The sequence below is a fragment of the Pseudomonas sp. DF5 genome, assembly GCF_058148225.1.
Map to the genome: position 1 here is coordinate 42,051 of NZ_JBYVYM010000015.1, position 12,654 is coordinate 54,704.

General features: G+C 61.0%; 11 protein-coding genes. 8 read left to right on the plus strand and 3 right to left on the minus strand.

Going from position 1 to position 12,654, the window contains the following annotated elements:
• Nucleotides 1-65: 65 nt before the first annotated feature.
• Entirely contained in the window at nt 66-689 is a 624-nt protein-coding gene (locus tag AC30D7_RS15490; RefSeq protein ID WP_019582499.1) for a TetR/AcrR family transcriptional regulator, read from the minus strand.
• Between the two features lie 190 nt (nt 690-879).
• On the opposite strand from AC30D7_RS15490, the gene AC30D7_RS15495 reads away from it, so the two are divergent.
• The 8 genes from AC30D7_RS15495 (at nt 880) to ppnP (ending at nt 10,365) form a co-directional block, all read left to right on the plus strand.
• The gene (locus tag AC30D7_RS15495; protein WP_490134652.1) at nt 880-2,670 is read left to right on the plus strand and encodes an acyclic terpene utilization AtuA family protein; all 1,791 of its coding nucleotides are present in this window, start codon (nt 880-882) and stop codon (nt 2,668-2,670) included.
• 12 nt (nt 2,671-2,682) lie between these two features.
• Nucleotides 2,683-3,582, plus strand: coding sequence for an SDR family oxidoreductase (locus AC30D7_RS15500; protein ID WP_490134653.1), 900 nt, complete (start codon nt 2,683-2,685; stop codon nt 3,580-3,582).
• Between the two features lie 2 nt (nt 3,583-3,584).
• On the plus strand, nt 3,585-5,201 hold the full coding sequence (atuC, locus tag AC30D7_RS15505) for a geranyl-CoA carboxylase subunit beta (RefSeq protein ID WP_490134654.1): 1,617 nt from the start codon (nt 3,585-3,587) through the stop codon (nt 5,199-5,201).
• A 133-nt stretch (nt 5,202-5,334) separates the two neighbouring features.
• A complete protein-coding gene (gene atuD / locus AC30D7_RS15510) occupies nt 5,335-6,492 on the plus strand; it encodes a citronellyl-CoA dehydrogenase (RefSeq protein WP_490134655.1) in 1,158 nt (385 codons plus the stop codon).
• Nucleotides 6,489-7,286, plus strand: coding sequence for an enoyl-CoA hydratase/isomerase family protein (locus AC30D7_RS15515; protein ID WP_490134656.1), 798 nt, complete (start codon nt 6,489-6,491; stop codon nt 7,284-7,286). The genes atuD and AC30D7_RS15515 overlap by 4 nt, the downstream gene beginning before the upstream one ends.
• Nucleotides 7,287-7,424: 138 nt before the next feature.
• Nucleotides 7,425-9,386, plus strand: coding sequence for an acetyl/propionyl/methylcrotonyl-CoA carboxylase subunit alpha (locus AC30D7_RS15520; protein WP_490134657.1), 1,962 nt, complete (start codon nt 7,425-7,427; stop codon nt 9,384-9,386).
• 71 nt (nt 9,387-9,457) lie between these two features.
• The gene (locus tag AC30D7_RS15525; RefSeq protein WP_490134658.1) at nt 9,458-10,006 is read left to right on the plus strand and encodes a 3'-5' exonuclease; all 549 of its coding nucleotides are present in this window, start codon (nt 9,458-9,460) and stop codon (nt 10,004-10,006) included.
• Between the two features lie 74 nt (nt 10,007-10,080).
• A complete protein-coding gene (ppnP, locus tag AC30D7_RS15530; protein ID WP_018929993.1) occupies nt 10,081-10,365 on the plus strand; it encodes a pyrimidine/purine nucleoside phosphorylase in 285 nt (94 codons plus the stop codon).
• Nucleotides 10,366-10,435: 70 nt separating this feature from the next.
• On the opposite strand, the gene AC30D7_RS15535 is transcribed toward ppnP, so the two are convergent.
• Entirely contained in the window at nt 10,436-11,239 is an 804-nt protein-coding gene (locus AC30D7_RS15535) for an MOSC domain-containing protein (protein ID WP_490134659.1), read from the minus strand.
• Nucleotides 11,240-11,378: 139 nt separating this feature from the next.
• Nucleotides 11,379-12,314 (minus strand): chemotaxis protein CheV, encoded by a 936-nt coding sequence (locus tag AC30D7_RS15540; RefSeq protein WP_018929995.1) that lies wholly within the window; start codon nt 12,312-12,314, stop codon nt 11,379-11,381.
• Nucleotides 12,315-12,654 lie beyond the last annotated feature (340 nt).

A 12,654-nucleotide genomic window follows, 5' to 3' on the forward strand; every position in this document is an offset into this window, starting at 1 on the left:
CACCAATGCATACAAACTAGGCGGTTTCGTCAACTTAGCCAGTTTCTTGCCGAGATAGACGGCTCTTACCGTTCTTCAAGCACCAGAATCAGCGCTTCATCGGCCAATTGATCGAGGTTCATACTGCCACCGGCGCGAAACCAGGTGGTGGTCCAGGATAGCGCGCCCGTCAGGAAACGGCGGGTGATGAACACATCGCCACGGATAAAACCGGCGTCCTTGGCTTCTCCCAGCACCTGCAGCCAGATGGCTTCATAAATATCGCGCAGCGCCAGAACCTGCGCCTGGCCTTCCTCAGACAGCGAACGCCACTCATATACCAGCACCGCCATGGCCTCGCCACTGCCGCCCATGATCGACTGCAATTCACAGCGAATCAGCGCCAGCACCCGCTCGCGCACATTGCCGGCCTCGGCCAGCGCTGCACGCATCAACGCGGTGTTGTAGCGAATGGTCTCCTCCATCACTGCTCGCAGGATCTCGTCCTTGCTTTTGAAGTGATGAAAAATGCTGCCTGACTGAATGCCCACCGCACTGGCCAGGTCACGCACGGTGGTGCGTTCATAACCTTTGTTGCGAAACAGGTGAGCGGCCACTTGCAGCAGTTTGCCGCGGGCGCTGTCGGGGTCGGTCAATTGGCCGCTGTCGACCAACTCGCGCATCACCCTCAGGGCTTTTTGCTCGTCCACCCGTTCTCTCCTACAGTCGATCAATCAAATGCGCCGCTGCCTGTTAAAACAGCAGGGTTGCGCGGGCAATTTAAGCTGGCGGGGGCGACCAAGCAAGCGCTCGGGAAGAAGATAATCAAGGCGTTTACAAACCAAGCGCTTGCTTGGTAGTCTCGAAGCACTTCTGTCGCAGGTGGCTATGGAGTTGACTGTGCCTAAAACAATTCGCATCGGTTGTGCCAGTGCATTCTGGGGCGACACCTCGACCGCCGCCGCACAGTTGGTGGAGGGCGGCCGCCTGGACTATCTGGTGTTCGATTATCTGGCCGAAATAACAATGTCGATCATGGCCGGGGCGCGGATGAAAGATCCCGCCACCGGCTACGCCAGCGACTTCATCGAAGTCCTCAGCCCCCTCCTCGAGCAGCTCGCGAAACAACAGATCCGGGTGATCAGCAACGCCGGCGGGGTCAATCCACAGGCCTGCGCCGCCGCCCTGCAAGCGGCCTGCGACAAGGCAGGGGTGGCGCTGAAAATCGCCGTGCTGTCGGGTGATGACCTGCAACCGCAGTTCAAACGCCTGAGCAGTCTGGGCATCCATGAGATGTTCAGTGGCGCGCCCCTGCCACCGATGTGCGTGTCGACCAACGCCTACCTCGGCGCACCGGGCATCGTCGAAGCCCTACGCCTGGGCGCCGACATTGTGATCACCGGGCGCGTGGTCGACAGCGCCGTGGTCAGCGCCGCGCTGGTGCATGAGTTCGGCTGGTCGTGGCACGACTACGACAAACTCGCCCAGGCCGCATTGGCCGGGCATCTGATCGAATGTGGCGCCCAGTGCACCGGCGGCAATTTCACCGATTGGCAAGACGTGCCTGACTACGAACACATCGGTTTTCCGATCGTCGAAGTCGGCGCCGACAGCCAGTTCATCGTCAGCAAACCCGACGGCTCCGGCGGTCTGGTCACACCGCTGACGGTTGGCGAGCAGATGCTCTATGAGATCGGCGACCCACAGGCCTATTTGCTGCCCGATGTAGTGTGCGATTTCAGCCAGGTCAAACTCGTGCAACAAGGCAAAAACGCGGTTCAGGTGCATGGCGCGAAAGGCTTGCCACCGACCGCTCAGTACAAGGTCAGCGCAACGTACCCGGACGGTTTCCGCTGCACCGCCAGTTGCCTGATCGCCGGGATCGATGCGGTGGCCAAGGCCCGAAGGGTCAGCCAGGCAATCATCAACAAGACCTCGGAAATGTTTAGCCAGCGCGGCTGGGCGCCCTACAGCGAAGTGAACATCGAACTGCTGGGCAGCGAGGCCACTTACGGCCCCCACGGCCAGCGCCAGGACAGCCGCGAAGTGGTGATCAAACTCGCTGTGCGCCATCCGAGCAAACAGGCCTTGATTCTGTTCTCCCGGGAAATCGCTCAGGCTGCCACCGGTATGGCGCCCGGGCTGACGGGAATCGTCGGCGGGCGGCCGACGGTGTATCCGTTGATCCGGCTGTTTTCGTTCCTGATCGACAAAACCGCCTGCGCCTTGGAAATCGACCTTGCCGGTGAGCGCCATCCGTGTGCCCTGCCCGCCCTCGATGCGCTCGATCCGGCTGACTTGCCGCTACCGTTCGATCCGCCCAAAACCACAGAGCGCGCCGACGCCAGCGTGGCCTTGATCAAACTCGCCGTGGCGCGCTCCGGCGACAAGGGCAACCACAGCAACATCGGCGTCATGGCCCGCCACCCCGACTACCTGCCATGGATCGCCGAAGCACTGACACCCGAGGTGATGGTCGACTGGATGAGCCATGTCCTCGACCCGATCCACGGACGCGTCGAACGCTGGTATTTACCCGGCACTCAGAGCTTTAATTTTCTTCTGGAGAACGCACTCGGCGGCGGTGGCGTGGCCAGCCTGCGGATCGATCCGCAGGGCAAGGCGTTCGCCCAACAACTGTTGGAAATCCAGATTCCGGTGCCCCAGCGCATCGCCGATCAGTTCAATTAGAGGACTGTCGCCATGGCCTATGACTCGATTTTCAAACCCAACCTGTTCGCCGGCCAAACCATCATCGTCACCGGTGGCGGCAGCGGCATCGGTCGTTGCACCGCCCATGAGCTCGCAGCCCTCGGCGCGCAGGTGCTGCTGGTGGGGCGTAATGCCGAGAAATTGAAAAAGGTCAGCGCCGAAATCACCGAAGACGGCGGTAAAGCCAGTTGGCAGGTCTGCGATATCCGCAACGAAGACGCTGTCACGCAACTGGTCAGCGAGCTGATCCGCGAACACGGGCCGATTCATGGATTGGTCAACAATGCTGGCGGGCAGTACCCGTCGCCGCTGGCGTCGATCAATCAGAAAGGTTTCGAAACCATCCTGCGCACCAACCTGGTGGGCGGTTTTCTGATGGCTCGCGAGGTGTTCAATCAGTCCATGAGCAAGCACGGCGGCGCCATCGTCAACATGCTCGCCGACATGTGGGGCGGCATGCCCGGCATGGGCCATTCGGGCGCGGCGCGCTCGGGCATGGACAACTTCACCAAGACCGCCGCATTCGAATGGGGTTACGCCGGCGTGCGGGTCAATGCCGTCGCGCCGGGCTGGGTCGCGTCCAGCGGCATGGACACCTACGAAGGCGCGTTCCGGGCGGTGATTCCGACGCTGTGCGAACACGTGCCGCTCAAGCGCATCGGCACCGAATCGGAAATCAGCGCGGCGATTGTATTCCTGCTCAGCCCGGCAGCGGCGTTTGTCAGCGGCAGCACGTTGCGCATCGACGGTGCCGCCAGCCTCGGCGGGCGGGCCTGGCCAATGCACAAGGCGCAGAACAGTCACTCGTACAACGGCTTTCACCGCGCCTATTTACCTGAAGTACTCAGGCCGGACGCCTCCAAACCAGACGAACCGAAGGACAAGGAATAACCATGCCGGTCATCCAGTCCCAGATAGACCCGCTCAGCGAACCATTCGCCCGCAACCGTGCGGCCATGCTGGCCGGCATCGAGCAGGTCCGCCAGCTCGAACAGAACGTGTTGAATAAAGCCGCTGAAGCCAAACCGAGGTTCGACAAGCGCGGGCAACTGCTGCCCCGGGAGCGGCTGAACCTGCTGCTTGATCCCGGCGCGCCGTTCCTCGAACTGGCGAGCCTGGCCGGCTACAAGCTGCACGACGACAAGGACGGCAGCGCGGCCGGCGGCGGTTTGATCGCCGGGATCGGTTACGTGTCCGGCGTGCGGGTGCTGGTGGTGGCGAACAACAGCGCAATCAAAGGCGGCACCATTTCCCCCAGCGGCCTGAAAAAGTCCCTGCGCCTGCAACAGATCGCCATGGAAAACAAACTGCCGGTGATCACCCTCGCCGAAAGCGGAGGCGCCAACCTCAATTATGCGGCGGAGATTTTCGTCGAAGGTGCGCGCAGCTTTGCCAATCAGGCGCGGATGTCGGCGATGGGCTTGCCGCAGATCACCGTGGTCCACGGCTCGGCCACGGCGGGCGGTGCTTACCAGCCAGGGTTGTCGGATTACGTGGTGGTGGTGCGCGGCAAGGCCAAGCTGTTTCTCGCCGGCCCCCCACTGCTCAAGGCCGCCACCGGTGAAGTCGCCACCGACGAAGAACTGGGCGGCGCCGAGATGCACGCGCAAACCGCCGGCACCGCCGAATACCTGGCTGAGAACGATGCCGATGGCGTGCGCCAGGTGCGCGAAATTGTCAGTCTGTTGCCGTGGAACGATCAGTTGCCGTGGTTACCGGAGCGTCGGTGGGAAGAGCCGCGCTATCCCATCGACGAACTGCTGGGGCTGATCCCGGATGACCCGAAAAAACCTTACGACGTGCGTGAAATCATCGCGCGGGTTGCCGACGCTTCGAACTTCCTCGAATTCAAAAGCGAGTTCGATCAGCAGACGGTGTGCGGGCATTTGCAGATCCAGGGTCGAGCCTGCGGTTTCATCGGCAACAACGGCCCGATCACCCCCAAAGGCGCAAGCAAGGCAGCGCAATTCATTCAACTCTGCGACCAGAGCCAAACGCCGCTGCTGTTTTTCCACAACACCACCGGCTTCATGGTCGGCACCGAGTCGGAACAGCAAGGCGTGATCAAGCACGGCGCGAAAATGATTCAAGCGGTGGCCAATGCCCGGGTGCCTAAACTGACAATCGTCGTCGGCGGCTCCTACGGTGCCGGCAATTACGCGATGTGCGGCCGCGGTCTCGACCCGCGCTTCATCTTCGCCTGGCCCAACAGCCGCACCGCTGTGATGGGTGGCGCCCAGGCCGGCAAGGTGCTGCGGATCGTCACCGAAGCCAAACAGCTCAAAGACGGATTGGTGCCCGACCCGAAAGTGCTCGACATGCTGGAACAGGTCACCGCGCAGAAACTCGACAGCCAGTCCACCGCGCTGTATGGCAGCGCCAACCTGTGGGATGACGGGCTGATCGATCCACGGGATACCCGCACGTTGCTTGGATACTTGCTGGACATCTGCCATGAGGCCGAGGTTCGGGCGCTGCAACCCAACAGCTTTGGTGTCGCGAGGTTTTGATTGATCGTTCCCACGCTCTGCGTGGGAATGCAGCCCGGGACGCTCCGCGTCCCAAAAGCGGACGCGGAGCGTCCATAGAGGCGTTCCTTTGCTGCGCATGGGAACGATCGGGTTCGACAGGAGAACAATAAAAATGATCTTCACCCAGGAACACGAAGCACTGCGCCGCACCGTCCGCCAATTCGTCGATCATGAAATCAATCCTCATGTCGAGGAGTGGGAGAAGGCCGGGCGCTTTCCGATCCATGAGATCTTTCGCAAGGCCGGCAAGCTCGGTTTGCTGGGGATTTCCAAACCGGAAAAATTCGGCGGCATGGGCCTCGATTACAGCTATTCGATTGTGGCGGCCGAAGAGTTCGGCACCATTCATTGCGGCGGCATTCCGATGTCCATCGGCGTGCAGACCGACATGTGCACCCCGGCCCTGGCACGTTTCGGCTCCGATGAACTGCGTGAAGAATTTCTGCGGCCAGCGATCACCGGCGAGCAGGTCGGCTGCATCGGTGTTTCCGAAGTCGGCGCCGGTTCCGACGTCGCCGGGCTTAAAACCACCGCCCGCAAGGACGGCGACGACTACGTGATCAATGGCAGCAAGATGTGGATCACCAACTCACCGAGCGCCGACTTTATCTGCCTGCTGGCCAACACCTCGGACGACAAACCGCACATCAACAAGTCGCTGATCATGGTGCCGATGAACAGCCCCGGCATCAGCCTCAGCTCGCACCTGGACAAGCTCGGCATGCGCAGCTCGGAAACCGCCCAGGTGTTTTTCGACAACGTGCGCGTGCCGCAGCGCAACCGCATCGGCCACGAAGGCACGGGGTTCATGATGCAGATGCTGCAGTTTCAGGAAGAACGGCTGTTCGGCGCGGCGAACATGATCAAAGGCTTGGAATACTGCGTCGACAGCACCATCGAGTATTGCAAGGAGCGCAAAACCTTCGGCAACGCGCTGATCGACAACCAGGTCATCCACTTTCGCCTGGCCGAACTGCAAACCGAAATCGAATGCCTGCGGGCGCTGGTCTACCAGGCCACCGAGCAATACATCAAAGGCCAGGACGTTACCCGTCTGGCGTCCATGGCCAAACTCAAGGCCGGACGACTGGGTCGGGAGGTCAGCGACAGTTGCCTGCAATACTGGGGCGGCATGGGCTTCATGTGGGACAACCCGGTGGCCCGGGCTTACCGCGATGTGCGGCTGGTATCGATTGGCGGCGGTGCCGACGAAATCATGCTGGGGATCATCTGCAAACTCATGGGCATCCTGCCGGGGAAAAAAAAATGAGCACCCTCCCCACCTGTCAAACCCTGCTGCTCGACCTGCATAACGGCGTGCTGCACATCACCCTCAATCGTCCCGAAAGCCGTAATGCCATGAGCTTGCAGATGGTCGCCGAACTGCGTGCGGTGCTGGCGGCGGTTCGCGATGACCGGCAGATTCGCGCGCTGGTGATCGGCGGTGCCGGCGGGCATTTTTGTGCCGGTGCCGACATCAAGGACATGGCCAACGCCCGCGCTCAAGGCCAGCCCGCCTACCGCGATTTGAACCGTGCGTTCGGTGCGCTACTGCAAGAGGTGCAACACGCGCCGCAAGTGGTGATTACGGTGCTGCAGGGTGCGGTGCTTGGCGGCGGCTTCGGCCTGGCCTGCGTCAGCGACATCGCGATGGCCGAACATCAAGCGCAGTTCGGCTTGCCGGAAACCAGCCTCGGCCTGTTGCCGGCGCAGATCGCACCGTACGTGGTGCAGCGCATCGGCCTGACCCAGGCCCGCCGACTGGCCCTGACCGCCGCACGCTTCGATGGCACCCAGGCGCGGCGCATGGGGCTGGTGCATTTTGTCGAACATGACCCACAAGCCTTGGCCGAACGCCTCGATGAGGTACTGGCCCATGTGTTGTGTTGCGCACCGGGGGCGAATGCAGCGACCAAAAAGCTGTTGCTGGCGAGTGCCGGACAACCCTCGGATGACCTGCTGGATCAGGCAGCCGAGTGGTTCAGCGAAGCGGTGACCGGGGCTGAAGGGGTCGAGGGGACCCTGGCTTTTGTGCAGAAGCGTAAACCGGGGTGGGCCATTTAAAAGCTTCGCGAGCAAGCCCGCTCCCACAGGGTTCACCAATGGTCAATCAATCCGGGGACACCCTGGAGATCCAATGTGGGAGCGGGCCTGCTCGCGAAGAGGCCATCCAATTCACCGCAACAACCAAGGGAATAGCCCATGCCCACCCTCAAAAAAATCCTGATCGCCAACCGCGGTGAAATCGCCTGCCGCATCCAGCGCACCGCGCAAAACCTGGGCTACCGCACCGTCGCCGTATTCAGCGATGCCGACGCCAATGCGCTGCATGTGCAGATGGCCGACGAAGCCGTGAACATCGGCCCGGCCCCGGTGCAGCAGTCTTATCTGAACATCCCGGCCATCATCGACGCCGCCCGGCGTACCGGTGCTGATGCAATCCATCCCGGTTACGGCTTCCTCTCGGAAAACTCAGGCTTCGCCCTCGCCTGCCAACAAGCCGGCATCATCTTCATCGGTCCCAGCCCCGAAGCCATCGAGCTGATGGGCAGTAAACGGCTGTCGAAACTGGCCATGATCAAAGCCGGCGTGCCTTGCATCAACGGCTATCAGGGCGGCAAACAGGACGACGCGACCCTGCGCCGCGAAGCCGAACGCATCGGCTACCCGCTGATGATCAAGGCCAGTGCCGGCGGTGGTGGTCGCGGTATGCGCCTGGTGCACAGCGCCGCCGAATTGCTGGAGCAGATCCGTACCGCACGCTCCGAAGCCTTGCACGGGTTTGGCAGCGACGAACTGATCCTCGAACAAGCCTTGATCGATCCGCGTCACGTTGAAGTTCAGGTGTTCGGCGACCAGCACGGCAACCTGATTTATCTCGGCGAACGCGACTGTTCGATCCAGCGTCGCCACCAGAAAATCATCGAAGAAGCGCCCTGCCCGGTGATGACCGCCGAGTTGCGCCAGGCCATGGGCGAAGCGGCGCTCAAGGCGGGGCGCGCGGTGAATTACGTGGGCGCTGGCACCGTGGAATTCCTGCTGGATGCTCACAGCCGATTTTACTTCCTGGAGATGAACACCCGGTTGCAAGTGGAACACCCAGTGACCGAACTGATCACCGGCCTCGATCTGGTGGCCTGGCAGTTACACATCGCCGAAGGGCAACCGCTGCCGCTACGACAGGAACAGGTGCGGCTCAACGGGCATGCCATGGAAGTGCGCCTCTATGCCGAAGATCCGGCCCAGGGATTTCTGCCGCAAACCGGGCGAGTCGTAGCTTGGGAGCCAGCGATCCAGGGCAGTGTACGGATCGACCATGGCCTGATCGAAGGCCAGTCTGTCAGCCCGTTCTATGACCCGCTGCTGGGTAAGCTGATCGCCCACGGCGCCACCCGTGAAGTAGCCCGGCGCAAGTTGCTGCGGGCAGTACAGGACAGCGTGCTGCTGGGCGTGCAGAGCAATCAGCGCTTGCTCGCCAATCTGCTGGAACACCCGCACTTCATCAGCGGCGAATTCAACACCGGGTTCATCCCCACGTACTTCGCCGACCACCCCTGCCTGCACCCTCATGCACCGAGCGCCGAAGAACTGGCCATCGCCGCGGTGCTCTTTTATCAAGCCTCAGCTCAGGCTCACCCCGCCCCGCTGGCCGGTTGGCGCAACAATGCCAGCGTGCCTCTGCACTATCGGATCGGCCTGGAGGATCAAGCGTGGCCGGTAGAACTGCATGCTGCACCTGGCGAACCCTACCGTGTTCAGGTCGGCGCCCGGACTCTCGAACTGAAGGTCATCCAGTACGACGGACGCTGGGCCACCCTGCAAATCGACGGCATCCGCCAACGCCATGCCTATCGTCTGGAAGCCGGGCAACTCTGGTTGTTCGCGCGCCCCGGCAGCTTGCTGCTGGTCGATCGGACCCAGGTGCAGGTCAGCGGCCAAGCCAGTGTCAGCTCCGGCACGCTCAAGGCGCCAATGGACGGGGCGATTGTGGACGTATTGGTCAGTGAGGGTAGCCCAGTCAGCAAAGGGCAGCTGCTGGTGGTGCTTGAAGCGATGAAAATGGAGCATCCGCTCAAGTCGGGTATCGATGGCGTGCTCAAGCGCTTGCAGGTCAGGGTCGGTGACCAGGTAAAAAATCGTCAGATTTTGTTGGAGGTCGAATAAGCCGCTAGGCGGATCCGTCGGGTTTGGCTACGCTCAAGCCCTATCAGGACGCGGATACCAGGAAACCTGCGATGCCTCACTGGCTGGTCATTGATCTGGAAGCCACCACCGATGAGGGCGGCTGGCCAGTAACCGAAATGGAAATCATCGAAATCGGCGCCACCCTTGTGGACCGCAAAGGCCGGGAACTGGATCACTTCCAGTGCTTCGTGCGCCCGTTGCGTCGGCCCTTGCTGACGCCGTTTTGCCGGGAACTGACCCACATCACCCAAGCCAATGTCGATGCCGCTCAGTCCTTGAGCGATGTCTGGGTTTCGTTCGAGCACTGGCTTGGCCAGCATCTCTCGAACCTGGAAGGCTGGGCCAGTTGGGGTGATTACGACCGCAAACAACTGCTTCAGGAATGGCAGCGCCTGCAACTCAACAGTGCCCTGAGCCGAATGCCGCACATGAATCTCAAACAACGCTTCGCCAAAGCCTGCCGACTGGAGCGCCCGCTGGGGCTTAATGGCGCGCTGCAACTGGCGGGTCTGCAGTTCAACGGTCAGCAACATCGGGCGCTGGAGGATGCGCGCAATACCGCGCGCCTGTTACCGCTGATTTTCCCCGCCAATCCTTGAGTGCAGGAGGTGACGCCTATCGACACCTTGTGCATACTGGCCGGCCCTTTTTAGCCCTTTTCGAGGAATCGCCCATGTTTAAAGTCAACGAGTACTTCGACGGCACCGTCAAGTCGATCGCCTTTGGCACTGCTGAAGGTCCGGCGACCATCGGCGTCATGGCACCGGGCGAATACGAATTCGGCACCAGCCAGCGTGAAATCATGCACGTGGTGTCCGGCGCCCTGACCGTCAAACTGCCTGACAGCAGCGACTGGCAAACCTTCGCCGCCGGCAGCCAGTTCAACGTGCCCGCCAACAGCAAGTTCCAGCTGAAAGTGGCCGTCGACACCGCTTACCTGTGCGAATACCGCGGCTAAACCCGAGGGTTTTCACCGCGACAAAAAATGCCCGTGTCCAAGGACACGGGCATTTTTTTATTGAGGGCTGCTATTCGAGGATCGTCACTGGCATACCGACTTCGAGCCGGCCGTTACCGTCATTGACCAGATTCTGCCCGAACATCGCGCCGTCTTCCTGGGCTCGGTACTTCTGCAAGGTCGCCAGAGGTTCACGGTCGTCGCTGCGTTCACCGGTTTGCGGGTCGATGGTGGTCAGAACGCAGCGTGAGCAGGACTTGACCACGCGAAACTCGACATCGCCAATGCGAATGCGCTTCCAGCCATCTTCGGCGTACGCCTCGCTGCCCTCGATCACCAGATTGGGCCGAAAGCGCAACATCTCCAGCGACCGCCCGACCCGTTGCGACAAGTCTTCCAGTGACGCCTGACCAATCAGCAACAACGGAAAACCATCGGCAAACGCTACCTGATCGTCCTCCTTGCCATAGCCGGCCTGGGTGGTCCGCGCGCGATCCAGCGGCACGTGCACCAGACGCGTCGGATTGCCGATGAACTCACTGACCCAGGCTCCCGCCGCATCCCCGGCATCGGGGACGCGCAAAGTGTCGCGCCAGATGGTCACGCCACGCAGATCGGCGTCGCCGTCAGGTAACGTAATATCAATCGGTGAATGGCCCGGAGCACTGAGGGTCAAACCGCCGCTTGCATTCCACAACGCCGACAGCTGACTCATTTTGGCGACCGCGCGCTGGGTCAGAAAGCGCCCGCTGGCCTCATCCACCAGCATCCAGCGTCGATCACCGTCCAGCCCCAGTTTGTCCAGGCTGACCTGATTCAAGGTCTCGCCCTTGCCGGATTTCAACGGAAAACGATACAGCGCGCTCAGATGCATGGCCACAGCTCCCTGGTGGGCAAAAACGCCACCCTATACGAGCTTGATCGCCGAATCAAAGACCCTGTGGCGAGGGGCTTGCCCCCGTTGGGCTGCGCAGCAGCCCCAAACCCTGCCACCACGCTTTTCCAGATCGTTATCAGGCCGGCACTTCGTCGAGCATCAGACGCTGACGAACCACGTCGACAAGTTTGTCGGGCTGGAATTTGGAGAGGAAGTTGTCGCAGCCGACCTTCTTGACCATCGAGTCGTTGAAGCTACCCGACAGCGAGGTGTGCAGGACCACATAGAGGCCGCGCAAACGGGGGTCGTTGCGGATCTCGGTGGTCAGGCGATAGCCGTCCATTTCCGGCATTTCCGCATCGGTGAAGATCATCAGCAGTTTGTCAGTCATGTTCACACCGGTATCAGCCCAGGCCTTGAGCATGTTCAGCGCCTTCAAGCCATCGCTGGCGATGTGCATCTTCACGCCCAGTTGACCCAAGGTATCGCGCAATTGCGACAGAGCCACGTTCGAGTCATCCACCAGCAGCACCTCACGGCCACGGGCGCGCTCCAGAACCGGATCGTCGAGTTTGTCGCGCGAGACCTTGGCGTTGTACGGCACGATTTCGGCCAGGACTTTTTCCACGTCGATGATCTCCACCAACTGATCGTCGACCTTGCTGATAGCGGTCAGGTAATGCTGGCGACCGGCGCTGGTCGGCGGCGGCAGGATGGCTTCCCAGTTCATGTTGACGATGCGGTCCACGCCACCGACCAGGAACGCCTGCACCGAACGGTTGTACTCAGTGACGATGATCGTACTGGTGGGGCTTGGCACTAGCGGACGCATGCCGATGGCTTGGGACAAATCGATCACCGGAAGCGTCTGGCCACGCAAGTTGACCACACCACAAACAAAGGGGTGGCGCTGCGGCATCAGAGTCAGCTTCGGCAGTTGCAGCACTTCCTGGACCTTGAAGACGTTGATCGCGAACAATTGCCGTCCGGCCAGCCGAAACATGAGAATTTCCAGGCGATTCTCACCCACCAGTTGCGTGCGTTGGTCTACCGTGTCGAGAATGCCGGCCATTAATGACTCCTGGGCTTGTTCTGATGAATTCACTAAAGGGAGTTATCGGCCGTTTTTGCCAAATCTTGACCCCCAGACAAAATGCCACGCCCAAGCATTGATGTCACATTAACATCATGCTTTACTGACCCCGTGATTTCATCTGCTTCATTCCCTGCGGCGCGACCTCGGTTTGCACGTTAGGTTCCCCTGCGTAAGGGATTCCCCTAGGCACAATCAGGCCCAACCTGATGTTCGCAGTATCCAATAGCCATTAATGTGACGCCATTCTCATTGCATGAACGGAGTCAGGCTTTTGTGTGCGATCGCAGGTCAGTGGCCATCCACCCTCTCGAGTTCC